The organism is Janthinobacterium sp. GW823-FHT06H09, assembly GCF_058794735.1.
Genome location: NZ_JBXAHC010000006.1, coordinates 366,483 through 390,683 on the forward strand (window position 1 = coordinate 366,483; position 24,201 = coordinate 390,683).

Here is a 24,201-nt window from a genome sequence, read left to right on the forward strand (position 1 = left end):
CATCACTCATCGCGCAAGCGATAGCGTTCCCGCTGCGGCGCGCCCGACCGGCGCGCCGCAGCGTTTTATTGTGAATCCATCATGACCCCACCTCCCGACACTTCCACCGCTTCCGCCGGCATCTCCACCGATGCCATCGCCGACGCCATCGTCTTCCTGGCGCGCTTTTTCGGCGTTGCCGTGCAGGCCGAGCGCCTGCGCGCCAGCGTGGCGGCCCAGGCTGCACCGGCCACGGCTGACTTTCTCGAACAGGCGCTGGCGCAGGCCAGCCTGGCCGGCACCGTGTTGCCGGTAGATAAGCCACGCCGTCCCACGGAAATGCCGGCCTTGCTGCTCAACGGGGAAGGGCAGGCGCTGGTGATACTGGCCATTGCCGATGGCAAATATGAATGCCACGTGCCCGGCATCGAAGGCAGTGCCTGGTTTGACGCCGCCGCGCTGGCGCGGGAAGTGCCCGATGGGCGCTGGGTGGCCGTGCGTCCCGTCATGTTCTTCGACCAGCGCAGCTTGCTTTACAGCATGCCGGTGGCGGGACGCTGGTTCTGGGATGTCTTCAACCGTAACCGCTGGGTCTTCCGCTGGGCCTTGCTGGGCACCCTGGTGCTCAATGTCATCGGCGCGCTGGTGCCGTTCTATGCGATGGCCGTATATGACCGCGTGATCCCGAACAATGCCACGTCCAGCCTGTGGGTGCTGACGATCGCCGTCGTGGTGCTGACGGGCTTCGAGCTGGCCCTGCGCCTGCTGCGCGGCGAACTGGTGGAAACGGCGTCGCGCCGCATGGACGTGGCGCTGTCGTCGAACATTTTCGCCCAGTGCTTGCGCCTGCGCGCGGCCAGCCGGCCCGCTTCCGGGGGCACCCTGGCCAATACCGTGCGCGATTTCGAATCCGTGCGCGAATTCTTCGCCTCCACGACCCTGACCACCCTGGGCGACTTGCCGTTCCTGCTGCTGTTCCTGCTGGTGATCGCCCTGGTCGGCGGCTGGCTCGTGCTCGTGCCCCTGGCAGTCATCCCGATCCTGCTGCTGGTGGCCTTCGCCTCGCGCGCGGCCCTGGCGCGCCACGTGGCCGCCTCGATGCAGGAAAGCGCGCAGCGCACGGCGCACCTGTTTGAAACCATGAATGGCCTCGACACCATCAAGGCGCTGGGCGCCGAAGCGTGGAGCCGGCGCAAATGGGAAAGCCTGACGGTGGCCATCGCCGCCAACAGCGTCGAGACGCGCGAAATCGTCAGCCGGGTCAACTACATCAACACGGCCGTGCTGGCCCTGTCCGGCGTGGCCGTGGTGGCCACGGGCGCCTTGCTGATGGGCGAGCATCTGCTGACCCTGGGCCAGATCATCGCCGTGAGCATGCTGACGGGCCGCGCCCTGGCGCCCGTGAGCCAGATCGCGGGCCTGATCATACGCTGGGAACAGACCAAGCTGTCGTATCACGCACTCAATAAAATCATGGAAGCGCCCACCGACGACGACGCGGCCAGCCTGCAGGCGCCGCCCCTGTCCGGGCGCATCGAATTTCGCGACGTGGGCTTTGCCTACCCGAATTCGCCGCCGCTGCTCGATAAGCTGAACCTGCACATCCGCCCCGGCGAACGGGTCGGCGTGATCGGCAAGCTCGGTTCCGGCAAGAGCACCTTGCTGCGCTTGCTGCTGAACCAGTACGGCCCGCAAAGCGGCAGCGTGCTGTTCGACGACCTGGCCAGCACCCAGCTGGACCCTTTGAGCCTGCGCCGCCAGATAGGCTACGTGCCGCAGGACGTGACCCTGTTCCACGGCACCCTGCGCGAAAACATCGAACTGGGACGCAGCCAGGCTGACGACGCCAGCCTGCTCGACGCCATCCGCCTGGCCTGCCTCGACGACATCATCACCCAGCTGCCCAACGGCGTGGCGACGGAAGTGGGCGAGCGGGGTGAACGCCTGTCCGGCGGCCAGCGGCAAGCCGTGGCCATGGCCCGCGCCTTGCTGGCGAAACCGCCGATGCTGCTGCTCGATGAGCCGAGCAGCATGTTCGACCCGGCCACCGAGCAGCGGCTGATTGGCCGGCTGCGTACCTTAAAGGAGACGACCATCGTGCTGGTGACGCACCGCATGGCCATGCTGGCGCTGGTGGACCGCCTGATCGTCTTCGACAAGGGGCGCATCGTGGCCGACGGCCCGCGCGACGACGTCATGCGCGTCTTGAACAGCCAGGCTGCCAGGCCCGTGGCGGAGCAGGGAGTGGCGGCATGAGCGCCCTGAACGCGCGCCCTCTGCCGGCGGCCCACCCGGACCCGGAACGCGAACCGCAGCGCATCGTCATCCGCATGCTGGCCTTGACGTCCGTGCTGCTGGTGCTGGCGCTGGCCTGGGCCATGTTCGCCCAGCTCGACGTGTCCGTGAATGGCCGGGGCGCCATCACGCCGCCATCGCACCTGCAGGAAGTGCAAAGCCTGGAAGGGGGCATCGTGCGTGAAATGCTGGTGAAACCGGGCCAGCGCGTGCGCCGCGGCGACTTGCTGCTGCGCCTGGACACGGCCCAGTACGAGGCCAACCTGGGCGCCAGCGTGCAAAACCGCCTGGCCGCGCTGGCGGGCAGGGCGCGCCTCGATGCGCTGCTGTCCGGCGGCACACCCCAGTTTGCGCCGGAATGGCAGAAAGAGGCGCCCGAGCTGATCGCCAAGGAAACGCAGTTGTGGCGCGACGGCCAGCGCGAATTCGCGTCGGCCACGGCGGCCGCGCGCGAGGGCGTGACGCGCCGCCGTGGCGAGCTGGCCGAGGCGCACAGCCGCATCGCCCAGCTCGACACGGGCTTGAAAATCGCCCTGGAAAGCCTGTCCATCGAGGAGAGGCTCTTCAAAGAGGGTGCCGGTTCGCGCGGCGACTACCTGAATGCGCAGCAGCGCGTGCAGCAGCAGCGCACGGAACTCGACAGCCTGCGCACCTCCGTGCCGCGCCTGACGGCCACCCTGGCCGAGGCACAGGCGCAGGCGGGCGAAGTGGAAGCGCGCATGCGCGGCCAGTGGGGCGCGCAGCGCAGCGAGTATGAGACCAAGGCCGGCGCCCTGGCCAGCACCGTGAAAGGCCAGCAGGACCAGGTGAGCCGGCGCGACGTGACGGCGCCCGTCGACGGCGTCGTCAACCGCGTGCTGGTGGCAACCGTCGGCGGCGTGGCGCAGCCGGGTAAACCTATCCTGGAAATCGTGCCGGCCGATTCGGAAATGCTGATCTCCGTGCGCGTGAAACCGTCGGACATCGGTTTTATCCATGTGGGACAGAGCGCGTCGGCCAATGTGCTGGCGTACGACGCCACCACCTATGGCCGCATGCAGGCGCAAGTGGTGCGCGTGGGGGCGGACGCGATTCCCGACGAGCGCAACGAACCGTATTTCGAGGTGCAGCTGAGCACCGACCGCAGCCAGCTGACGGCGCACGGCAAGGTATTGCCGGTGACGCCAGGCATGCCCGTCGACGTGGGCATCCTGACGGGGCGCCGCTCGGTGCTGCAATATGTGTTCAAGCCCGTGCTGCGCGGCTTGCAGTCTTCCCTGCAGGAGCGGTGATGCGTGCCTTCTTGATTTACATGGCATTGGCCTGCGCAAACGCGGTGGCCCAGTCCGCGCCGCCGGCCACTTTCCAGGCGCAGGCCGCGCGCGGCTTGCCTGCCTTGCTGGCGCGCGCCGTGCCGCGCGATCCGCAGGTGATTGCGGCGCAGGCGGCGCTGGCCACCACCGAAGCGCGCTACAAGCAGGCCCGTTCTCGCCTGTTTCCCACTGCGGCGCTGCAGGCGACGCGGGGGCGCAGCAATGACCTCGATGGCACCCTGGAGGTCGAGCGCCGCACGCACCAGGTGGAAGCGAGCGTGCGCTGGAACGTGTACAACGGCGGCGCCGACCGCGCCGAACTTGATGCGGCCGAGCGCGAGATGGCGGGCGCCGCCTTCGACGTGGAGCGGGCGCGCGCGGAAAGCGCGGAAAAGCTGGCCGAAGCATATTTCGACATGCAGCGCCTGGAACGCAGCCTGCAGCAGTCGCAGGAACGCCTGCGCGACGTGACGCAACTGGTGCGGCAGGTGACGCGCCAGGCGGAACTGGGCAAATCGTCGGAAGTGGACCGCGAACTGGCGCAAAGTTCGCAGCTGGACGCGGAACTGGTGCACGACGGCTTGCTGACGGACCAGCAGGCGGCGCGCATCAGGCTCGAGGCGCTGGCCTTCGAGCCGGTGGCGCAGTTTGCCGATTTCGCCTTTGCGCCGCTGCCGGCGCAGGCGCTGGAGAATGCCGATACGCAGCAGGCGCAGTTGCGCGCCGCGCGCGAGCGGGCCTCCGCGGCCCAGTTGCGCGTGCGCGGCGTGGCGGTCACCCTGGCCCCCAAAATCGATCTGAATGTCAGCCATCTGCTCAATAACAAGACCACGCCGCCGCCGTCGACCATCCAGCAGCGGGGCTGGTCGGTGGGGGTCTCCTGGGAAATCCCGCTCGGCGGGGGCAGCCTGGCGCAGCGCGACGAAAGCATCAGCCGCGCCCAGGCGGCCGAGGCGGACGTGGCGCGCGCCGAGCAGGGCACGCGCGCCGACCTGGCCAGCATGCTGCCGCGCATCGCCAATGCGCAGCGCACGCTGGCCCTGCTCGACGAGCAGGAAAAGAAGATGGCCTTCGTCGTGCGCGGCGGGACCATCCAGTACGAGGCGGGCCGGCGCAACCTGCAGCAGGTCATCCAGACGCGCGACAGCTATTTCACGATACAGCAGCGGCGCATCGACCAGCTGCACCGTCTGACCCTGGCGCAGATGCGGCAATATGCGCTGGCGGGGCAGCTGCTGCGGGTTTTCGGCCTGGCGCAGGAGGTAAAATAGCGCCGGCGTGCGCGGTTTCACACAGAGATGACGCAGAGATCATGCATGAAATGCCCATTGTGTGGCACACTGCGCGCTCGCATATCATCGTTGTCGCGGGAGCGCATGAGCATCATCAAACAATTTCCTTTTGAGTGGCAGGTCGGCGTGCGCTATACGCGCGCCGGGAAACGCAGTGGCCGCAACAGCTTCATTTCCTTCATCTCTCTCATTTCCGTGGCCGGCATCGGCCTGGGCGTGGCCGCCCTGATCGTCGTCCTCTCCGTCATGAACGGCTTCCAGAAGGAAGTCACCGACCGGCTGATGTCGGTGCTGGCCCACGTCGAGGTGTTCGACACGAGCGGCTCCATGCCCAACTGGCAGGCGCAGGAGCGCGCCGCCTACGCCAATCCGCAAGTGAAAGCCGTGTCGCCGTTCGTGGAAACCCAGGGCATGCTGCTCAATGACGAAACCATGCGTCCGTCCGTCGTGCGCGGCGTACTGCCGCAGCAGGAAGCCACCGTCTCGAGCGTGGCCGCCCAGATGAAACAGGGCAGTTTCAAGGATCTCACGCCAGGCTCGTACAACATCGTGCTGGGCATCGACCTGGCCAAGGCGCTGGGCGTGCAAGTGGGGCAGAACGTCACCCTGATGCTCGAGCGCGAGCCCAGGGCGGGCGATCCGGCCAACGGCATCGTCATGCCGCGCATGCGCGCGCTCAAGGTGGCCGGCATCTTCGAGGCGGGTCACAATGAACTTGACGGCAGCCTGGCGTTTGTGAACATGCAGGACGCTGAGCAGCTGCTGCAGCTCGACGGCCCGTCCGGCCTGCGTCTGCGCCTGCACGACATGAACAAGGCGCCCCAGGTGGCGCGCGAACTGAAAGCCTCGATGCCGGGCCAGCTGTGGATGCGCGACTGGTCGCGCGCCAGTGCCAGCTGGTATGCGCTGGTACAAAGCCAGAAGAACATGATGTTCATCATCCTGAGCATGATCATCGCCGTGGCCGCGTTCAACCTCGTCTCGACCCTGGTGATGTCGGTCACCGACAAGCAGGCCGACATCGCCATCCTGCGCACCCTGGGCGCCTCGCCGTTCTCCATCATGAAGATCTTCATGATCCAGGGCGCGCTGGTGGGCTTGCTGGGGAGTGCTTTGGGCGTCATCGGCGGCGTCGTGCTGGCGCTGAACGTGGGCGTCATCGTGCCCTTCATCGAAGGCATCTTCGGCCTGCACTTCATTTCCAAGGAAATCTACCAGATCAGCGCCGTGCCGTCGGACGTGCATTGGCTGGACGTGGCGCAGATCGGCCTGATCGCCTTTGGCCTGGCGCTGGTGGCCACCATCTACCCGAGCTGGCGCGCCGCGCGTGTCAAGCCGGCCGAGGCCCTGCGCTACGAATAAGCGGCTTGTAAAACCGGGGTCAGACCCGCCGGGTCTGACCCCAGCCCTTCGTTGCACGGGCTAACGCGATGATATGTTGCATACATAAGAATTAACGAATTAATGAGCATGTTAAAAAATCTTCCCTTCGAATGGCTGGTCGGCCTGCGCTACACACGGGCCGGCAAGCGCAGTGGCCGCAACAGTTTTATTTCCTTCATCTCGCTCATTTCCATGGCCGGCATCGGCCTGGGCGTGGCGGCGCTGATCGTCGTGCTTTCCGTGATGAACGGCTTCCAGAAGGAAGTGACGGACCGCATGCTGTCCGTGCTGGCCCACGTGGAAGTGTTCGACAACAGCGGCAGCATGCCCGACTGGCGCGCGGAAGCGGCGCAAGCCTTCAAGAATCCGGCCGTGAAGGGCGCCGCGCCATTCGTGGAAACGCAGGGCATGCTGCTGCGCGACGATGCGCTGCGCCCCGCCATCGTGCGCGGCGTGCTGCCCGAGGAAGAGCCGAACGTGTCCGACGTGGCCGGCCAGACGCGCATGGGCAGCTTCAAGGCGCTGCAGCCGGGCACCTTCAATATCGTGCTGGGCATCGAGCTGGCGCGCGCCTTGCGCGTCAACCTCGGCGAAAAAGTCACCTTGATGCTGGCGCAGGGCCAGGTCACGCCGGCCGGCGTGCTGCCGCGCATGCGCAGCTTTACCGTCAGCGGCATCTTCCAGGCGGGCCACAATGAATTCGACGCCGGCCTGGCCTTCATCAATATCGAAGACGGCCAGCGTTTGCTGCGCCTCGACGGCCCGTCCGGCCTGCGTCTGCGCCTGGCCGACATGAACCAGGCGCCGCAAGTGGCCGCCGAATTGAAAAAATCCATGCCGGGCGACCTGTGGCTGCGCGACTGGTCCAAGCTGAACGCCAACTGGTTCGCCGCCGTGCAGACGGAAAAGCGCATGATGTTCATTATCCTGACCCTGATCATCGCCGTGGCCGCCTTCAACCTCGTCTCGACCCTGGTGATGACGGTGACGGACAAGCAGGCCGATATCGCGATTTTGCGCACCCTGGGTGCCTCGCCCCGTTCCATCATGAAGATCTTTATGATCCAGGGCGCGCTGGTGGGCATCCTGGGCACGATCCTGGGCGTGGCCGGCGGGGTGCTGGTGGCCATGAACATCGACGTCATCGTGCCCTTCATCGAGCATTTGCTGGGCGTACAGTTTCTCTCCAAGGACATTTACTTCATCAGCACCGTGCCGTCCGACCTGCGCTGGCCCGACGTCACCAAGATCGGCGTGCTGGCCGTGATTCTCGCCTTTTTGGCGACCCTGTACCCAAGCTGGTGGGCTGCCCGCGTCAAACCTGCGGAAGCCCTGCGCTATGAATAAACCACTGAATACGACCATGACCGATCTGAACAAACCTGCCTCCAACGGCACTTCCGCCGATTCCGCCGTCCTTAGCTGCCGTGGCCTGGGCAAGACTTTTACGCAGGGCAGCTACAAGGTGCAGGTGCTTGCCGGCATCGATATCGACGTCCACCGCGGCGAGCGCGTCGCCATCGTCGGCGCCTCCGGCTCGGGCAAATCGACCCTGCTGCACCTGCTGGGCGGGCTCGATACACCCACCAGCGGCAAGGTGACCCTGCTGGGCAAGGATTTCGCCACTCTCAGCGAAAAGGCGCGCGGCGACTTGCGCAACGCCTCGCTGGGCTTCGTCTACCAGTTCCACCACCTGCTGCCCGAGTTCTCGGCGCTGGACAACGTCGCCATGCCGCTGATGATACGGCGCATGAAGCGCGCGCCCGCCACCGAGCTGGCGCAGCAGATTCTCACGCGCGTCAACCTGGCCAAGCGCGTCACGCACACGCCGGGCGAATTGTCGGGCGGCGAGCGCCAGCGCGTGGCCCTGGCCCGCGCCCTCGTCACGCAGCCGGCCTGCGTGCTGGCCGATGAACCGACGGGCAACCTCGATCACGCCACGGCCGAACAGATTTTCGACCTGATGCTGGAACTGTCGCGCACCCTGGGCACGGCCTTCGTCATCGTCACGCACGATATCGAGCTGGCCAGGCGCTGCGACCGCGTACTGCGCCTGACGGACGAAGGGCTGCAGCCGTACCAATACTAAGGAGCCGCCATGTGGATCGACACGCACTGCCACCTCGACGCGCATGAATTCGGCAGCGAATCGCTGCAGGTGGCGGCGCGCGCGGCCGCGCAGGGCGTGGCGATGATCGTCGTTCCCGCCGTCGAACGGGCCAATTTCGCCATCGTGCGCGACCTGGCGGCGGCGGCGCCCAACGCCTGCTATGCGCTCGGTATCCACCCGATCTACGTGCCGCAGGCCACGGAAGACGATCTGATCGCACTGCGCGAAGCCGTGGCGCTGGCCATGCATGATCCGCGTTTTGTCGCCATCGGCGAGATCGGCCTCGATTTCTTCATTCCCATGCTGTGCGAACCGGCCATGCGCGCCAAGCAGGAGCATTTTTTGCGCGAGCAGCTGAAAATCGCCCGCGACTTCGATTTGCCCGTGCTGGCCCACGTGCGCCGTTCGCAGGACATCGTCCTCAAGCACGCGCGCCAGATCCGCCCGAACGGCGGCATCGCGCATGCCTTCAACGGCAGCTTCCAGCAGGCGCAGGGCTATATCGACCTCGGTTTCAAGCTCGGGTTCGGCGGCGCCATGACGTTTACGCGGGCCTTGCAGATCCGCCGCATGGCGAGCGACCTGCCTTTGGACGCCATCGTGCTGGAGACGGACGCGCCCGATATTTCGCCCAGCTGGATCCACCCGGGCCGCAACAGCCCCGAAGAATTGCCCCGCATCGGCGCCGTGCTGGCCGAATTGCGCGGCCTGGAACTTGCCGACGTGGCGGTGCAAACCAGCGCCAACGCGCGCGCCGTGCTGTCTCGATTACCCTTGATGGAGTGAAACCATGAACAAGAAAATGCTTGCGGGCGCCCTGGCGGCCTGCCTTTCCGGCGCCTTGGCGCCCGCCCTGGCGGCACCCGGCGCCCAGTGCGACGGCATGCCGCGCCTCGACGTCACCACGCCGGCCGGCTTTTGCGTGGCCGTGCTGGCCGACGGCCTGAAATTTCCCCGTGGCGTGCTGCCGCTGACGAATGGCGACATCCTCGTCACGGACATGGCGGGATGGGCGCCGAAGCAGGGCAAATTGTGGCTGTTGCAGCGCAAGGCGGCCGGCCCGGGCTACGAGCGCAAGCTGCTGCTCGACAAGCTCGATCGCCCGAACGGCATCGTGCAGGGACCGGACGGCCTGGTCTACGTGGGCGAGGTGGGGCGCATCTTCCGTTTTGACCTGCGCGACCCGGCCCGCGCCACCACCGACGTGATCGGCGGCACGGCCAAGACGCCGCGCCTGCCGGGCCTCGGTTTGCACCTGTTGACGAACATGCGTTTCAGTCCCAAGGGCGACCTGTACGTGAACGTGGGTTCGAGCACCGACCATTGCGAGAACGATGGCAAGGCGCCCGATCCGGCCAAGGCCTGTCCTTCGGCGGAAGGCCTTGAGGCGCTGGGCGCCATCCGCGAATACACGATGGCATGGCCGGCGGGCACGGTGACGAGCTGGCGCACGCATGCGCGCGGCTTGCGCAATTCGATGGCGCTGGCCTTCCATCCGGCGACGGGCGAACTGTGGCAGGCGGAAAACGCGCGCGACGCCATCCAGGCCGCCATGCCGCAACTCAAAAGCGACGAGAATCTGCCGCATGAGGAACTGAATCTGATCAAGTCCGACCGGCACTACGGCTGGCCGTACTGCTACGACGACAATGTCGCCAGTCCCGAATATCCGAAGACGGCTTGCGACGCCCAATTTGCGGCGCCCGAGCGCCTGCTGCCCGGCCATGCCGCACCGCTGGGCATGACCTTTTATACGGCCAGCCGCTTCCCGGCGCTGTACAAGAACAGCCTGATCATCGGCTACCACGGCTACCGCAGCAACGGCCACCGCCTGGTGGCCCTGCTGCCCGACAAGGCCGGCGCGCCGCTGGGCAAGTCCGTTGAATTGATCAGCAACTGGGAGCGCAAGGGCAAGCAGGGCAGGGGCGCGCCCGTCGACGTCAAGCAGGGCCAGGATGGCGACATCTATATGGCCGATGACCATAATGGGCTGGTGCTCAAGCTGCACTACGAGGCGGGCAAACCGTAAGCGGCCTTCATCCGACGTCCTCGCTGGCGTTACGGCGGGTGTCGGCTTACGGCCTTTGGCCTAAGCCGACCTACTGAGGATGTAGCCTGTAGGTCGGATTGGCGTGGCTATGCCGCGCGTAATCCGACGTCATTGTTGGCATTACGGGTGCGGTCGGTTTACGCTTGATCTCGCTCAGTGCGGAGCTGCCGCATCCTCCTACAATCGGCCTGATGTCCCTGTCGACCAGGGATGACGGGAGGCTGACGTGAAACCTGCATTCATCAAGCTGCGTGAAAATTACTCCAGCGTGGCGGCCGTCGACCAGGCGGCCCTGTTCCGCGAAATCGGCTGGGAAGACTTGATCGGCAAGGACAGCTTTGCCAACACCTGCGCCATCCGCGTCAGCCTGGCCCTGATCAAGGCCGGGGTCCAGGTCAAGGGTCGCATGGCGATACGCAAGGGGGCATTCAAGGGCGCGCTGATCGAACCGGGGCAGGCCAAGCTGTCGCACATGCTGGCCAGCCCCTCGATGTTTGGCGCGCCCGAAAAATTTACCGGGGATGATGCCATGGAAGGCATCGGCCAGCGCCAGGGCATCGTCGCCTTCTTTCGCATTCCCGGCTACCTGGGCGGCGCGGGCGGGCATATCGACATCCTGCTGCCCTCCATCGGCGTGAAGGTCTGCGGCAGCGAATGCTACTGGGATTGCGGCGAGGTCTGGTTCTGGCCCGTCAGGTGACGCTTATTTGAACTTCTTCGACCGTCCGCGCGAGGCCGCATTGTGCGCACGCAGGATGGAATCGACGCGCTCGGACGCATCGCGCGACAGGTTTTGCGCCACCGCGATATCGGGGAAGAATTCAGGCAGGCGGTAGCTGAGCCAGGCATACGCGGAATAGTAGCGGCAAGTGTCTTCCACCTGCTGCAGATTCTGCGTGCTGCCGCCGTACGCGTGCTGGCGCAAGGTGCTCGTTTTTCCCTGCGACAGATTCTTCGCCCAGTGCTCCCACGCCGTCTGCAGGGACGGCACCTTGCTCGATATCGGCACGAGCGACAAAGTAAATTTGTCGGCCACGGAGAGGGGCAGGGTGTCGAGCCAGACGGCGCGCTCCTTCTGGTCTTCCGTGATGCGCGGGAAGAAGAATCCGTCCGGCACGTCGATATTGTGGATGAAGCGGCGCAGCAGTTTACTGAGCGACAGCTCTCCCGTCACCGACGAAATCCGGTGCAGGTGTTCGAGCGAGGGCGCCACGGCAAAGCCGCTGGTGTTCAGCGGGTGCAGCTTTTCCTTCAGCAGCGCGCGCATCACTTCATGCGTCTCGTTGTCGTAGCCGGCCACGAGTCCCTCTTCATGCACGCCATAGCGGCCCGCGCGTCCGGCGATCTGGCGCGCCAGCGCGGCCGAAATCTCTTCCTCCTCGCGGCCATTGTATTTGACGCAGGTGGTCATGACGATGCGCGCGATCGGCATGTTCAGGCCCATCGCCAGCGCATCCGTGCCGACGACGATGTCGGCCGTGCCGTCGCGGAAGCGCTGCGCCTGCGCGCGCCGCACTTCGGGCGACAGGTTGCCGTAGACGGTGGCCACCGATAATCCCGTTTCCGTGATCATGTCGCGCCACATCAGCACTTCGCGGCGCGAAAAGGCGATGACGGCGTCGCCGCGGCGCAGGTTGCGTACCTTGCGCACGGCCGTCGGCTCCATCGACAGGGGCGCCATGCGTTTCAGGACGTGCACTTCCAGCGGGCAGTCCAGGCGTTCGGCCAGCGCCTCAATGGCGCGCCGCGCTTCCGGCGCCCCCACCAGGTAGACGGTGTGGGCCGGTGCGCCGCAGACGGCCGCCGTCCACGCGGCGCCCCGGTCCGGGTCGGCCAGCATCTGGATCTCATCGATGACGGCCACTTCGACGACGGTTTTCGTATCCAGCATTTCCACCGTGCTGGCCACGTGCGTGGCGCCGTCGACGACCCTGCGCTCCTCGCCCGTGATCAGGCTCACGGCCAGCGGTTTGCCGTGCGGCGCGGCTTCCTGCAGGCGCTCGTAATTTTCCAGGGCCAGCAGGCGCAATGGCGCCAGGTAGATGCCGCTCTTTGCCTTGAGCAGCGCTTCCATGGCGCGGTGCGTCTTGCCGGAATTGGTCGGTCCGAGCAGGGCGATGAAGCGGCGCGGCAGGCGTCGCGCCATCTCGAACGAGGCCGGATACTCGGCCAGGTTGATGCTCTGGCGCGTGCGTGCCGCGTGCTGTTCCTCCTGCTGGCGCTCGATGGCGTGATTGAAGCGCTGGCGGATGCGGTCGAACACCATGCCGGCCGGCTCCGACGTCTGCATGTCGGCCAGCGTGTGCAGGAAGACCATCGGGTCCGTGTCTACATCCTCGCTCAGGCCCGCGATATCGGCGACGAAATCCATCACATGCTGGCGCAGTTCCTCGAAGACGGCCGCGCTGGCCCGTTCGCGCACCAGGGCCAGCTTGGTCTCGCGGTCCATCTTGCGCCACTTGGCCGGCCGCGCCAGCACGCCCTGTGCAGGCACGAGTGCATACGGCACCACCAGGTGGCCTGCCTTGACGATGCCGGAAAAGCGCACGAAGACGCGGCCTTCCATTTTCACCAGGCGGATATGCTCGGCCAGTTCCCCCAGTTCCGCGACCAGGGTGGCGTCGTTATTGTCTTCGCTGCTGTCGGAAAGGTCGGTGGAAGTATCGGGAGGAAGTGCGGAGGAAGTCATGTCGTGCCTGGGTGTTGAAGTAAGCGAGGCCGATTATACCGTGCGCAGGGTAAAGATTTTCCCCCGGCGCACGGTGCGGCTGCCGCACGAGCGCTGATCTGTAAAGCGATGATTCCTTGAGGCGGATACGCAACTGGCAACCATGGAGGGCGGCGCTGCCGCCTGCTTGCCAATCATCTTGCTTGAACGTGGAATGGGAATCCGATATCCGGTGCTTTGCGCTTATCGGTTTTTCCCTGCTGCATTTTTATTTGGCTGGAATTTCCATGAATGTATTTTTATTAACTTTGTTAATTTTTTGAATTTAACATTAAAATTTCAATTGCCGTGGCGCCGATGGTAACAAAGAGTATGTTTTTATCGATAGCCATGGTGATGATATTCGTATCGTGTCTGTATTTTTCATTGCGCAAGGAATTGGCCGATGGCGTGAAATGAATTGAATTGTCTTGACAATTAATAATGGCGAGCTGATCATGGATTCAGATTTTGCAAGGGAATTTTGGTATCTTTTCAAAATATCTGAAATTGACGGCGACTACGGCATTATTCTGGATGCCTCTCTGGCTATCGGCTGGGGCGTGCCGTTGATATGCACGGCTTTGATTTGGCGGTGCTCCAGGATACGTTGGAGGCCGCAGGATTTTCCATTTCGCGCTGACGTACGGCCAGCGCGCGATGACACCCGACATACCTGTGTATGTGGCCCTGCGCCAGAGGATGGCGCGCGCGGGGATTCATCAGCCATCCGACTTTGGGAGAACTCCATGAATAAAAAGCTCGCTGCATTTCTTTTTGCGTCAGGTCTCGGTTTGGCGGTGACTGCGACGCCAGCCTTTGCCAGCTGCTATAGCGCCTGCGCTGCCGAATGGCGGGCTTGCATCGCCGCCGGTACCGCTCAAGCCGAGTGCGGCGCCGAGCGGTCCGCCTGCCTGCAATCCTGCAATTGACGGGAGGAATACTGCGCGCTGCGGCAGCCACTATCGTAGCCTGTTGCCGCTGACGCCAGCAAGCCATGCCGCCCATGGCAGTTCAGGCTGCCCGTGCGCGCACGGCGCGTAGTCCCCAGCCGGTGGCGATCAATCCGTCGCCGGCTTGCAGCGGCGCTGCAGCGTCCATGAACGCATGACCTTCGCCGCAGGCCAGGTCGAGCACCGCCAAGGGGTTATTGCTGACCGACACGAGGTCGGTCAGTACGGCATAGGACAAGGCGTAGCTGGTGGATGCAGTGCATGAGCGTTCTTATCCGGTGCACCTTTGCGCCAGATCAGACGGCAAGGCGTGGAAAGCGATCACAGTAACTGAGCCCCTTTCGCAGCGAGCCGATTTTGCCTTGATTCTGCCTTCCCATGCGCATCCTGATACTCGGCTTTGCCGCTGGTGCCGCCTGGTTGCAGACGCAGGCAAGCTTGCCGCCGCACGCGGGCGCGCTGCTGTCGGTGATCGCTGGCGCGGCGCTGCTGATGGCGTGGCTGTTATGCCGACACGCGCGCTGGCGTTCCGGTTGGCGTTCCGCTATTGCGCTCTCGGCCGGCGTGGGGCTGGGCTTTTATTGGGCCGCCTGGCTGGCCCAGTCCGCCATGACGCCGCAGCTGGCGCTGGCCGACGAGGGGCAGGACATCGTCGTGACGGGCACGGTGGCCAGCTTGCCGTACCGCTTCGAGCAGGGCGTGCGCTTCAATTTTGCCGTGGAGAAGGGACTCAATGCAAAGGTGCCGCCCCTGATCGCCCTGTCCTGGTACGCGGGCTTTCGCGATGAGGTGACGAACGAGGTGGGCGACGTGCAGCCGGGCGAGCGCTGGCGGCTGACGGTGCGCCTGCAGCGCCCGCACGGCAACGCGAATCCCGTGGGCTTCGACTACGAAGCGTGGCTGGTGGAGCAGGGCGTGCGCGCCACCGGTTACGTGCGGCCGCAGCCGCGCGCGGACACGCCGAACGTGCGCCTGGCGGCCTTCGTGCCCGGTTTCGGCAACGTGGTAGAGGCCAGCCGCGCGGCCTTGCGTGCGCGCATCGCGCACAGTTTAGATGGCAAGCAATATGCGGGCGTGATCGTGGCGCTGGTGGTGGGCGATCAGCGCGCCATTCCCCAGTCGGACTGGCAGGTGTTCAACCGCACGGGCGTCAGTCATTTGATCTCGATTTCCGGCCTGCACATCACGATGATCGCGGGACTGTTCGCCCTCGGTGCGGGCGCGCTGTGGCGGCGCTCGTTTTTCACGGAGCGGCAGCTGCCCTTGCTGCTGCCGGCGCAAAAGGTGGCGGCGCTGGCTGGCGCGCTGGCGGCATTGGTGTATGTGCTGCTGGCCGGCTTCGGCGTGCCCGCGCAGCGCACTTTATATATGTTGCTGGTGGTGGCGCTGGCCCTGTGGCTGGGGCGCATCACCAGCATCGTCCATATCCTGTGCCTGGCGCTGGGCGTGGTCGTGCTGCTCGATCCCTGGGCCGTGCTGTGGCCCGGTTTCTGGCTGTCGTTCGGCGCCGTTGCCACCATGCTGTACGCGACGGCAGGCCGCACCACGGCGCCTTTGCCGGAGAACGCCAGCCGCTGGCGCCGCCTGCGCGCGGCCGTGGCGCTCGGTGCGCATACGCAATACGTGGTGACGGTGGGGCTGGTGCCGTTGACGATGCTGCTGTTTTCGCAAGTCTCGCTCGTGTCCCCCGTGGCGAATGCGCTGGCCATACCCGTCATCAGCCTGGTCGTCACGCCCTTGTCGCTGGCGGGCAGTTTGCTGCCGGCGCCTTTGTGCGACGGCTTGTTGCTGCTGGCGCATGCCATCGTGCAGATACTGGCGCAGGTGCTGGACTGGCTCGGTGCGCGCCGTTTTGCCGTGTGGACGGCGCCCGCGCCGCCATGGTGGAGTTTTTGCTGGGCATTGTTTGGCACGGCCTGGCTGCTGGCGCCACGCGGATGGCCGCATCGCTGGGCGGGCATGCTGGGCTGGCTGCCACTGCTGACGGCCTTGCCGTCCAGCCCGCCACCGGGCCAGATGTGGATCACGGCCTTTGATGTGGGACAAGGCATGGCCGTGCTGGTGGAAACGCATGGACACCGCTTGTTGTACGACACGGGGCCCGCCTACAGCCTCGATTCCGACGGCGCCAGCCGTGTCATCGTGCCGTATCTGCGGGCGCGCGGCATCGCTACGCTGGACGGCGTGATCATTTCCCACAGCGACCTCGATCACGCGGGCGGCGCTATCTCTCTGCTGGAGAACGTGCAAGTGGGTTGGCTTGCCTCGTCGCTGTTCGATGGCCATCCGGCCGTCGAGGCGCGGCGGCAAGCCGGGCGTCCGTATCTGCATTGCGTGGCCGGTCAAAGCTGGACCTGGGAAGGCGTGCACTTTGCCATGCTGCACCCCTTGCCCGCCAGCCACACGGACATCAGCTTGACGCCGAACGCCCGCAGCTGCACCGTGAAGATCACGGCAGGCAAGCATGCCATCTTGCTGGCCGGCGACATCGAGGCGGCGCAGGAAGCACAGTTGCTGGCGCGCTCGGCCGATGGCGACCTGGCCGCCGACGTGCTGCTGGCGCCGCACCACGGCAGCGGCACCTCGTCGACACCGGCCTTCCTGAATGCCGTCCATCCGGCCCTGGCGATTTTCCAGGTCGGGCACCGGAACCGCTACAAACATCCGAAGCCGCAAGTGTATGCGCGCTATGGCGACATGGGCATTGCGCGGCTGCGCACGGATGTGACGGGGGCGGTGGTGCTGGAATTTGGCGACGATATCGATGCGACGTTGTACCGGGCCAGCCGGCCACGGTACTGGCATGGGCGATAAGGCAGTGCGCCTCATCGGATGCCGGACAGGAGACCCATTATGTGCGATGAATGCAATCCCTTCGAGCGCTTGCTGGCGAAGGCCGACGCTGCTTACCGGCGCTTGCGTTCGATTCGGTGGGATCAGGGGTTACGTTATGTGGAGGGGATTTCGCCAGCGTTGGCGCAGGCGATACAGCATACGGGTATTGGTATCGCGAGCGGCTTGTTTACTGGCTTGATCTTGTTTGGATTGCAATTTACGATTGATCAGCCTGTCAATGACATGGCCAAATCGCTACAGCGCAAATTCATTGTGCATTACCAGGATATTCCAGCACCCTTGTTCAATCTTGTCCTTTTTCTGGTGGCATGCACCATGTTGTTGACTGCCGAGTGGGGGCATTTTTTCAGGCAGAAAGTGCTGGTGCCTGTCATACATGGCATCTCGCATACAGTGTCAATTAGCACCGGGATGTTATTGTCGCTCGTCTTTTCGGACGTGCTGACGACGAGTTTTCTGCCGAATATCGGACAATGGTTATTCAGCCTCCTTATTATTTCGATAGTGTGGCTACTCGCAGTGACGATGAACGCAGTTATTTATTTATGTCGCTACGGCGTGGTGGGGCTATGGCGAAAGAAGAGCTGCGCTGGCGAAGAGTGTCCTGCACCGCAAAAAAAGTACGAGGTCCTGCACTTTATTTTTCCACTGGTGGGAATTTTTCTCATCTTTTACCTGTGGGGAGATGTCAAGCGCAGCGCCGTACAGGTGGCCGATGCCGCCAAGGCCAGCAAGGTGGCGGACTGTGCAGTTGCACACTAGCTGTTTTCATATTCGCTTCAGCAGCATCTCAACGGAAGAACCCAATCGAGGAGCGTTGATTGTTACATTTAAGCAGCCATTATCTGATCAGCCTGGCCCAGGCCGCCGACATCGACGCCATCACGACCTTGTTGCAAGCTAATTCCCCCTCGCAGGGCGGCAGCCTGACGGGCGAGTTTTCGCGCGACAAGGTGGCCAGCATGGCGGATGGCGAATCGCCCGTCATTGTGGCGCGGCGCGCAGCGGACGGGCCTGTCGTTGGCGTGTTGTTCAGCGATGCAGCTGCCACCGCGCAGGCGCCCGTGGTGCTGGCCATGCTGGCCGCGTATCGGGGAAGTGACAAGGCCTATGTGTATGGCCCTGTCTGCATCGCGGACTCGGAGCGGGGGCAGGGCTTGCTGGCGCTGTTGTACTCTGCCATGCGGGCGCGGCAAGGGGATGCGGAGGCGGTGCTGTTCATCCGGCGCGACAATATCGGCTCGCTGCGTGCACATGAACGACTGGGCATGCGCGAGGTGGCCGCCTTTGTTTTCGACGGCGCGCAGTTCGCCGTGTATAGCGACGTCATCGCCGCGAAATAGATGCTAACTTGCCCGTTCATCGGGTATTTCCAGCCCTCGCTGCCGCACATATTCCAGAAATAACCTTGCCCCCTTGGCCATCCTCGACGTGCCATACACGGCATGGATGCTCGGGTCCAGCTCCTTCGATGAGGTCAGCCGGTATGCCGTGCAGACCCGGCGCAAGGTGCCGGCGGCGACAAACGGCTCGGCCAGCCAGCTGGCCAGGCGCACGATGCCGGCGCCTTCCAGGGCCGCCTGAAAGGTGGCGATGCCGGAAGTGAAGCGGAAGCGGGGCTGCACCTGGTAGCGCACGTTGCGCTCGGTGGAAACGAAATGCCAGTCGCGCAAAATGCGGGGGGCCGAGTGCATGATGATGTCGTGGCCGGCCAGCTCTTCCGGTTCGTCGGGCGCGCCCATGCGGGCGATATAGTCGGGCGAGGCGTACATATAGCGGCGGTAGTTCCACAGGGGATAACCGATCAGCTCGCTCGACTGGGGGAAGGCGCCGCGGATGGCGAAGTCGAGCTTTTCCTGGATGGGGTCGATCGATTTGTCCGAGAAATGGATGTCCACGGACACGTTCGGATAGTCGCGCGAAAATTGCGCCACCACTTTCGGCAGGAAGCCCAGCGACAAAATTTCCGGCGCCGAGAGGCGCACCCAGCCTTGCGGCGAGTTGCTCAGCTCTGCCAGCTGGTCTTCCGCCTCGGCCTGCGTTTCCAGCAAGTGCTTGGCCGACGCGTAATAGGTTTCGCCGGCCGTCGTCAGGGTGAACTGCTTTTGCGTGCGCAGGATCAGCTCGGCGCCGATGGCTTCTTCGAGGAACTGGATGGCGCGCGTGACGGCCGACGGCGAGCGTCCCAGCATGCGCGCCGCGTGGATGAAGCTGCGCTTTTCCACCACGGTGCAAAAGGCGCGGATCTCCCACATCAGTTTCATCGACATCGCGTCACTCCCGGCAAAAGAGGCCAGTAGACCGCATGGGGCGCATTCCGTCAAGCGTTACGCCTGATTGCGTTTTCCGCAATTTGAAGTTGCATCGGAAAAAGTGTCTGACGCCTATACTGCCGCTGTCGCCCATTCCATATTGCCTATCATGCTGACCATCTCGCTGCTGTGTTTATTTGCCTTCTTTGCCGGCCTGATCGATGCCGCCGTGGGCGGGGGCGGGCTGATACAGCTGCCGGCCCTGTTCAACCTGATGCCGAACATGGCGTCGACCTCCTTGCTGGGCACGAATAAGCTGGCGTCCGCCTGCGGCACCACGTTTGCCGCCCGCTCGTTTGTCGGCAAGGTGCACATCCCGTGGCTGCTGGTGCTGCCCGCCGTGGCCAGCGCCTTCGTCATGTCCTTCATCGGCGCGGCCGCCGTGTCCTACGTGCCGCAGCAGGTGGTGCGCCCCATGGTGCTGGTGTTGATCATCATCATGGCGATCTACACCTTCATCAAGAAGGATTTCGGCACGACGCGCGAAGCGCGCCCCATCGGCCCCCGTGAGCGCATCCTCGCCATCGTCATCGGCGGCGCCATCGGCTTTTATGACGGCCTGTTCGGGCCGGGCACGGGCAGTTTTTTGATTTTCCTGTTCATCCGCGTCTTCGGCTTCGATTTCATCCTCGCCTCGGCCTGCTCGAAACTGGTGAATATCGCTACCAACGTGGCCGCGCTGGCCTTCTTCATTCCCGCCGGCCACGTGGTCTACGCGGTGGCAGCGCCCATGGCCGTGTGCAATATCCTGGGCGCCCTGACGGGCACCTGGATCGCCGTGCGCCGCGGCGCCGCCTTCGTGCGCATCCTCTTCCTCGTGCTGCTGGTGCTGCTGATCGTGAAGTTGTCATACGACATCTTCTTCAAGTAAGTTTTTGAACGACAACAAGCCATGAAAACCATCCAGGGCGTGCTGTGGGACAACGATGGCGTGCTGGTCGATACCGAACAGCTGTTTTACGAAAGCAACCGCGACTTGCTCTTGCCCTACGGCATAGACTTGACGCCGAAGCAATTCTTTGACTGGTTCCTGGACAATAACTATGGCGCCTGGCATCTGCTGCTGGGGCAGGGCCACGCCATCGAACTGGTCGAGCGCCTGCGGGCCGAGCGCACCGAGCTGTTTGCGCAACGCCTGCGCCAGGCGGGGCAGCTGGCCATCCCCGGCATCGGGCAAGTGCTGGCGGCGCTGCGCCCGCATGTGGCCATGGGCGTGGTCACCAGCGCCTATGAGCAACATTTCCGCATCAGCCATGCGGCCACGGGCTTGCTCAGCCACTTCGACTTCGTGCTGACGCGCGAAATGTATGGCGAGAGCAAGCCGGCGCCCGACGGCTACCAGCTGGGCTTGCAGCGCCTGGGCCTGGCCGCCGCCGACTGCGTGGCCGTGGAAGACTCGCCGCGCGGCTTGCGCGCCGCCAGGGCGGCCGGGCTGGAATGCATCGTCGTGCGCAATCCCATGAACCGTCACCATGCGTTTGACGATGCTTTTTGCGTGGTCGATTCCAACGCCGAGCTGGGCGACGTACTGGCCTCGTTCGTGCCCGGCATGGCGCCAGCGCGCCCGCTGCCAGCTCGCAAATTAGAGGTCTTCCTCTGATCCGTCTTGCCGGCATGCCATTACAATTGCCTATCGCATTCACCGGCACCGCCCCACGATGACCCTCCCGCAACTGCACTTTGCCCACGCCAACAGTTACCCTGCCGGCACCTACCGCAAGCTGTTCGGCTTGCTGGGCCAGCACTACACCGTGCAGGCGCTTGACATGCATGCGCACGATCCGGATTACCCCGTCAGCACGGGCTGGCCCGAGCTGGTGCGCGAGTACATCGACGACCTGGAACGCCGCTACAGCGCGCCCGTGATCCTCGTCGGCCATTCGCTGGGCGGCATGCTCAGCGTGATGGTGGCCAAGCAGCGGCCCGACCTGGTGCGTTGCGTGGTCTTGCTCGATTCGCCCGTGGTGGCGGGCTGGCGCGCCTTGCTGGTGCGCCTGGCGCGCAACACGGCGCTGGGCGAGCGGTTTTCCCCCTCGCGTTTTTCCGCCAGGCGGCGCAAGCTGTGGCCCGATGCGCAAGCCGCGTATGAACACTTCGCGGCCAAGGACATGTTCGCCATCTGGGCGCCGCAAGTCTTGCGCGATTACATCGACAGCGGCCTGGCTCCCCATCCGGACGGGGTGCAGCTGCGTTTTACGCGCGAAGTGGAAACGCAGGTCTACCGCAGCTTGCCGCACCATATCGGCGGCCTCGTCAAGGATGGGTTTCCCGTGCCCATCGGCTTTATCGGCGGCACGGAATCGGTGGAATGCCGCCAGGCGGGCTTGACGGCCACGCGCAAACTGGTCGGCAAGTTTTTCCGCCAGGTGCCGGGCGGCCATCTGTTTCCCATGGAAAACCCGGAACTGACGGCGCAAGTGGTGCGCGAGATGATCACGGCATTGCTGGCGAAACAATAGCCTGCCGCCAAGGATTTTCAGGGGATGGGGGCCAACAGCGGCGGATTTTCGCGTAAAATCCTGCCATTCGGGCCGCGCCTGCACCTGGCGCGCCGCCCCAGCCATTCGATATTCTAGAAAGATACCCCTGCGATGACGATTAAAAGCGATAAATGGATACGCCGCATGGCGGAAACAACGGGCATGATCGAGCCGTTCGAACCGGGCCAGGTCAAGGAACGCGACGGCAACCGCATCGTTTCCTACGGCACCTCCAGCTATGGCTATGACATCCGTTGCGCCGACGAGTTCAAGTTGTTTACCAACATCAACACCACCATCGTCGACCCCAAGGATTTTGACGCGAATAACTTCGTCGACGTGTCGGGCAAGGGCTATTGCATCATCCCGCCGAATTCGTTCGCGCTGGCCCGTACCGTGGAATATTTCCGCATTCCCCGCAACGTCTTGACGATTTGCCTGGGCAAGAGCACGTATGCGCGCTGCGGCATCATCGTCAACGTCACCCCGTTCGAACCGGAATGGGAAGGCTATGTGACCCTGGAGTTTTCGAATACGACACCGTTGCCGGCGAAAATCTACGCCAACGAAGGCGTGGCGCAAGTGCTGTTCTTCGAGTCCGATGAAGTGTGCGAAACCTCGTACAAGGACCGCGGCGGCAAATACCAGGGCCAGGTCGGCGTGACATTGCCGAAGACCTGATTGATTGCCTGAACGGGCGGGGCGCCAGTCCTGCTTTAAATCTGTTTCAGCAGCCACGCCTTCAGCGCGGTTGACGGCTGGTACAGGGGAACATGGCCGCGCAGCAAGATTTGCGCGCTGCGGCGGTAGGCCGCGCCGTCGATGGTGATGTTGCCCGTTGCCCCGTCCTGGCGCGCCACGATGGTGGTGTCCAGGATGCCGGCCGGATTGGCTATGCCCAGTTCCATCTCTGTTTCCGCTTGCTTGACTGGCGGCACGCCGCGCGCCAGCGCATGCGCCACCGTGCCCGGTATCAGGCAGGCGGCCGCCAGGCAGCAGCCGCCCGAGACGGCCAGCGAGGCGTGGCCCGATTGCGGCGTAAAGTAACGCACAGCAATATTTCCCTCTCCCGCCGCCGGCCCCACGATGCAGAACTTGGGGATGGTTTCGCTGCGTTCCAATTCCGCCAACGTCATCAACCCGCCATCGCGCTTGCGCAAGCCCATCAGCAGACCCGCCGCGCTCCACACCTGGCGGATCGCCTGCATGAAAGCCGTGTCCGCTTCCAGTTCCGCGATGGACTCGTGCGCCGTCTTGCCGAACTGGCTCGCTGGCGCGATGACCATGGGCACGGCCACATCCACGCACGAGACCACATAACCGTGCACCACATCCTGCGCATTGCCTGTTGGTAATAATTTTCCCGTCTTGGCGCCTGCCGGTTGCCGCAGGAACAGGTCCACGCGGGGGAAGTTGCCGGGCACGCCGGGGATTTCAGTGCCGGTAAAGCTGCCGTCGCGTTCGCGCGCCATGCGCGAGGTGGTGATGACGCCCGTGTTGGTGTTGCGGATATCGATATCGTGCGCGCCGATGGCCAGTGCCTCGATCACGCCGCTGTCCAGTCCCCACAGTTGCAGGGCGGACGACATATTGCCGCAGTTCACGCTCCAGTCGATATCGCCATGCTCGCCAGCCAGCTGGGCCAGGGTGCTGACCAGGCGCGGCTGGCCCGCATGCTGTTCCACCTCGGCGAGGAAGACTTTATTGCTGGTGGGCGTGCCCCGACCCAGGCCCGTGATTTGCCGGTTGCCCGGCTGCCGGCCGGACTGGGGCACGCCCATCAGGTGGCGCAGCAATTCCTCGCGCAGCGTTTGCTCGGCCGGCACGCAGGCCCCGTGCAAGACCAGGCCCGTCGATGTGCCGCCACGCATGTGGTGGACGGGAAACTCGATCACGCCGCAGCGTTGGCGGGGCACGAGGTCGGGCAGGGCGGGCAGCAGGGGCGTCATCATCATGGATCGTGGTCAAGGCAGGAAGCGCCAGTGTGCCAGTTTTTCTTGCTGGCGTGCAATCGGATGGTGCGCGCGGCGTCTTTACATGGCTTTACCCGCCTTTACACTTGCCGCCCTGTATTGAGTACCTTGCGCGCCGATAATAAGGTGTTGAATAATCAGGGAGGCAATATGGTAGCGGCAATCGGTTCCGGCAGCGCAGTCGGCGCGGCCGGCAGCGCCAGTGCGGGCAGCAGTGCGCAGATCGCGGCGCTGCAAAAGCAGATCACGGCGGCGCAAAAACAGTTGACGGAGTCGCAGAAGGGCGAGCAGACGGACGCGTCGCAAAAGCTGCAGCAGCAGCTGGCGCAGCAAATTCAGGCCTTGCAGGCGCAAATCGCCCAGCTACAGGCGGCGGCCGCGCAGCAGGCGGCACAAGGCGAATCCCAAACGGCCAGCAGTGCGGAGACCGTGGCGAGTCCCGCCAGGTCAAGCGCGTCGACCCTGGGCAGCATCATCGATACGCAGGCGTAACAACACATCCACGCGCCAGGCTCGCCG

At 64.3% G+C, this 24,201-nt stretch carries 22 protein-coding genes; 18 read left to right on the top strand and 4 right to left on the bottom strand.

Annotation, left to right across the window (positions count from 1 at the left end):
• Positions 1-81: 81 nt before the first annotated feature.
• The 9 genes from AC1Q6X_RS12790 (at position 82) to AC1Q6X_RS12830 (ending at position 11,101) form a co-directional block, all read left to right on the top strand.
• Positions 82-2,235: a type I secretion system permease/ATPase gene (locus AC1Q6X_RS12790; protein ID WP_492497383.1), complete on the top strand. Its 2,154-nt coding sequence runs from the start codon at positions 82-84 to the stop codon at positions 2,233-2,235.
• Complete coding sequence (locus tag AC1Q6X_RS12795; RefSeq protein ID WP_492497384.1) at positions 2,232-3,545, top strand: HlyD family type I secretion periplasmic adaptor subunit; 1,314 nt, start codon at positions 2,232-2,234, stop codon at positions 3,543-3,545. Before AC1Q6X_RS12790 ends, AC1Q6X_RS12795 begins: the two co-directional genes overlap by 4 nt.
• Positions 3,545-4,837, top strand: coding sequence for a TolC family protein (locus tag AC1Q6X_RS12800; protein ID WP_492497386.1), 1,293 nt, complete (start codon positions 3,545-3,547; stop codon positions 4,835-4,837). The genes AC1Q6X_RS12795 and AC1Q6X_RS12800 overlap by 1 nt, the downstream gene beginning before the upstream one ends.
• Before the next feature lie 105 nt (positions 4,838-4,942).
• Entirely contained in the window at positions 4,943-6,220 is a 1,278-nt protein-coding gene (locus AC1Q6X_RS12805) for a lipoprotein-releasing ABC transporter permease subunit (RefSeq protein ID WP_326456032.1), read from the top strand.
• A gap of 102 nt (positions 6,221-6,322) precedes the next feature.
• Complete coding sequence (locus tag AC1Q6X_RS12810) at positions 6,323-7,588, top strand: lipoprotein-releasing ABC transporter permease subunit (RefSeq protein ID WP_070291588.1); 1,266 nt, start codon at positions 6,323-6,325, stop codon at positions 7,586-7,588.
• A gap of 16 nt (positions 7,589-7,604) precedes the next feature.
• The gene (lolD, locus tag AC1Q6X_RS12815; protein ID WP_070220003.1) at positions 7,605-8,330 is read left to right on the top strand and encodes a lipoprotein-releasing ABC transporter ATP-binding protein LolD; all 726 of its coding nucleotides are present in this window, start codon (positions 7,605-7,607) and stop codon (positions 8,328-8,330) included.
• Positions 8,331-8,339: 9 nt separating this feature from the next.
• A complete protein-coding gene (locus AC1Q6X_RS12820; RefSeq protein WP_492497389.1) occupies positions 8,340-9,137 on the top strand; it encodes a TatD family hydrolase in 798 nt (265 codons plus the stop codon).
• Positions 9,138-9,141: 4 nt separating this feature from the next.
• Positions 9,142-10,380 (top strand): PQQ-dependent sugar dehydrogenase, encoded by a 1,239-nt coding sequence (locus tag AC1Q6X_RS12825; RefSeq protein WP_492497391.1) that lies wholly within the window; start codon positions 9,142-9,144, stop codon positions 10,378-10,380.
• A 247-nt stretch (positions 10,381-10,627) separates the two neighbouring features.
• Positions 10,628-11,101 (top strand): T6SS effector amidase Tae4 family protein, encoded by a 474-nt coding sequence (locus AC1Q6X_RS12830; RefSeq protein WP_492497393.1) that lies wholly within the window; start codon positions 10,628-10,630, stop codon positions 11,099-11,101.
• Between the two features lie 3 nt (positions 11,102-11,104).
• On the opposite strand, the gene AC1Q6X_RS12835 is transcribed toward AC1Q6X_RS12830, so the two are convergent.
• Positions 11,105-13,090, bottom strand: a complete 1,986-nt coding sequence (locus AC1Q6X_RS12835; RefSeq protein ID WP_492497395.1) for a helicase-related protein — start codon at positions 13,088-13,090, stop codon at positions 11,105-11,107.
• Positions 13,091-13,539: 449 nt separating this feature from the next.
• Here AC1Q6X_RS12835 and AC1Q6X_RS12840 point away from each other — a divergent pair, with 449 nt between their 5' ends.
• Positions 13,540-14,040 carry a hypothetical protein gene (locus AC1Q6X_RS12840; RefSeq protein ID WP_492497397.1) on the top strand — a complete coding sequence of 167 codons (501 nt, stop codon included), beginning with the start codon at positions 13,540-13,542 and terminating at the stop codon, positions 14,038-14,040.
• Between the two features lie 82 nt (positions 14,041-14,122).
• Here the strand turns inward: AC1Q6X_RS12840 and AC1Q6X_RS12845 are convergent, their stop codons facing one another.
• Entirely contained in the window at positions 14,123-14,299 is a 177-nt protein-coding gene (locus AC1Q6X_RS12845) for a hypothetical protein (protein ID WP_436495636.1), read from the bottom strand.
• Positions 14,300-14,439: 140 nt separating this feature from the next.
• On the opposite strand from AC1Q6X_RS12845, the gene AC1Q6X_RS12850 reads away from it, so the two are divergent.
• Genes AC1Q6X_RS12850 through AC1Q6X_RS12860 form a run of 3 tightly spaced genes read left to right on the top strand, consistent with a single transcriptional unit; the run spans position 14,440 to position 18,260 of the window.
• Entirely contained in the window at positions 14,440-16,875 is a 2,436-nt protein-coding gene (locus AC1Q6X_RS12850; protein ID WP_492497399.1) for a DNA internalization-related competence protein ComEC/Rec2, read from the top strand.
• 39 nt (positions 16,876-16,914) lie between these two features.
• Positions 16,915-17,679 (top strand): hypothetical protein, encoded by a 765-nt coding sequence (locus AC1Q6X_RS12855; protein ID WP_492497401.1) that lies wholly within the window; start codon positions 16,915-16,917, stop codon positions 17,677-17,679.
• 59 nt (positions 17,680-17,738) lie between these two features.
• Complete coding sequence (locus AC1Q6X_RS12860; protein WP_492497403.1) at positions 17,739-18,260, top strand: GNAT family N-acetyltransferase; 522 nt, start codon at positions 17,739-17,741, stop codon at positions 18,258-18,260.
• 3 nt (positions 18,261-18,263) lie between these two features.
• Here the strand turns inward: AC1Q6X_RS12860 and AC1Q6X_RS12865 are convergent, their stop codons facing one another.
• Entirely contained in the window at positions 18,264-19,187 is a 924-nt protein-coding gene (locus AC1Q6X_RS12865; protein ID WP_492497405.1) for a LysR family transcriptional regulator, read from the bottom strand.
• A gap of 151 nt (positions 19,188-19,338) precedes the next feature.
• Here AC1Q6X_RS12865 and AC1Q6X_RS12870 point away from each other — a divergent pair, with 151 nt between their 5' ends.
• The 4 genes from AC1Q6X_RS12870 to dcd all read left to right on the top strand — a co-directional run bounded on the left by AC1Q6X_RS12870 (position 19,339) and on the right by dcd (position 22,390).
• Positions 19,339-20,100: a sulfite exporter TauE/SafE family protein gene (locus AC1Q6X_RS12870; RefSeq protein ID WP_034756294.1), complete on the top strand. Its 762-nt coding sequence runs from the start codon at positions 19,339-19,341 to the stop codon at positions 20,098-20,100.
• A gap of 21 nt (positions 20,101-20,121) precedes the next feature.
• Positions 20,122-20,829: an HAD family hydrolase gene (locus AC1Q6X_RS12875; protein WP_492416241.1), complete on the top strand. Its 708-nt coding sequence runs from the start codon at positions 20,122-20,124 to the stop codon at positions 20,827-20,829.
• 58 nt (positions 20,830-20,887) lie between these two features.
• On the top strand, positions 20,888-21,688 hold the full coding sequence (locus AC1Q6X_RS12880) for an alpha/beta fold hydrolase (RefSeq protein ID WP_070224467.1): 801 nt from the start codon (positions 20,888-20,890) through the stop codon (positions 21,686-21,688).
• Between the two features lie 132 nt (positions 21,689-21,820).
• The gene (dcd, locus tag AC1Q6X_RS12885; protein WP_034755486.1) at positions 21,821-22,390 is read left to right on the top strand and encodes a dCTP deaminase; all 570 of its coding nucleotides are present in this window, start codon (positions 21,821-21,823) and stop codon (positions 22,388-22,390) included.
• Positions 22,391-22,425: 35 nt separating this feature from the next.
• On the opposite strand, the gene AC1Q6X_RS12890 is transcribed toward dcd, so the two are convergent.
• Complete coding sequence (locus AC1Q6X_RS12890) at positions 22,426-23,664, bottom strand: PrpF domain-containing protein (RefSeq protein ID WP_492497409.1); 1,239 nt, start codon at positions 23,662-23,664, stop codon at positions 22,426-22,428.
• Between the two features lie 168 nt (positions 23,665-23,832).
• On the opposite strand from AC1Q6X_RS12890, the gene AC1Q6X_RS12895 reads away from it, so the two are divergent.
• Positions 23,833-24,174: a FlxA-like family protein gene (locus tag AC1Q6X_RS12895; RefSeq protein WP_162995708.1), complete on the top strand. Its 342-nt coding sequence runs from the start codon at positions 23,833-23,835 to the stop codon at positions 24,172-24,174.
• The last annotated feature ends 27 nt before the right edge of the window (positions 24,175-24,201 follow it).

Bases quoted from the DNA above. Each gene is read 5' to 3' on its own strand.
- AC1Q6X_RS12790 (WP_492497383.1), top strand. From the start codon at position 82: ATGACCCCACCTCCCGACACTTCCACCGCTTCCGCCGGCATCTCCACC.
- AC1Q6X_RS12795 (WP_492497384.1), top strand. From the start codon at position 2,232: ATGAGCGCCCTGAACGCGCGCCCTCTGCCGGCGGCCCACCCGGACCCG.
- AC1Q6X_RS12800 (WP_492497386.1), top strand. From the start codon at position 3,545: ATGCGTGCCTTCTTGATTTACATGGCATTGGCCTGCGCAAACGCGGTG.
- AC1Q6X_RS12805 (WP_326456032.1), top strand. From the start codon at position 4,943: ATGAGCATCATCAAACAATTTCCTTTTGAGTGGCAGGTCGGCGTGCGC.
- AC1Q6X_RS12810 (WP_070291588.1), top strand. From the start codon at position 6,323: ATGAGCATGTTAAAAAATCTTCCCTTCGAATGGCTGGTCGGCCTGCGC.
- lolD (WP_070220003.1), top strand. From the start codon at position 7,605: ATGACCGATCTGAACAAACCTGCCTCCAACGGCACTTCCGCCGATTCC.
- AC1Q6X_RS12820 (WP_492497389.1), top strand. From the start codon at position 8,340: ATGTGGATCGACACGCACTGCCACCTCGACGCGCATGAATTCGGCAGC.
- AC1Q6X_RS12825 (WP_492497391.1), top strand. From the start codon at position 9,142: ATGAACAAGAAAATGCTTGCGGGCGCCCTGGCGGCCTGCCTTTCCGGC.
- AC1Q6X_RS12835 (WP_492497395.1), bottom strand. From the start codon at position 13,090: ATGACTTCCTCCGCACTTCCTCCCGATACTTCCACCGACCTTTCCGAC.
- AC1Q6X_RS12850 (WP_492497399.1), top strand. From the start codon at position 14,440: ATGCGCATCCTGATACTCGGCTTTGCCGCTGGTGCCGCCTGGTTGCAG.
- AC1Q6X_RS12855 (WP_492497401.1), top strand. From the start codon at position 16,915: ATGTGCGATGAATGCAATCCCTTCGAGCGCTTGCTGGCGAAGGCCGAC.
- AC1Q6X_RS12865 (WP_492497405.1), bottom strand. From the start codon at position 19,187: ATGTCGATGAAACTGATGTGGGAGATCCGCGCCTTTTGCACCGTGGTG.
- AC1Q6X_RS12870 (WP_034756294.1), top strand. From the start codon at position 19,339: ATGCTGACCATCTCGCTGCTGTGTTTATTTGCCTTCTTTGCCGGCCTG.
- AC1Q6X_RS12875 (WP_492416241.1), top strand. From the start codon at position 20,122: ATGAAAACCATCCAGGGCGTGCTGTGGGACAACGATGGCGTGCTGGTC.
- AC1Q6X_RS12880 (WP_070224467.1), top strand. From the start codon at position 20,888: ATGACCCTCCCGCAACTGCACTTTGCCCACGCCAACAGTTACCCTGCC.
- dcd (WP_034755486.1), top strand. From the start codon at position 21,821: ATGACGATTAAAAGCGATAAATGGATACGCCGCATGGCGGAAACAACG.
- AC1Q6X_RS12890 (WP_492497409.1), bottom strand. From the start codon at position 23,664: ATGATGATGACGCCCCTGCTGCCCGCCCTGCCCGACCTCGTGCCCCGC.
- AC1Q6X_RS12895 (WP_162995708.1), top strand. From the start codon at position 23,833: ATGGTAGCGGCAATCGGTTCCGGCAGCGCAGTCGGCGCGGCCGGCAGC.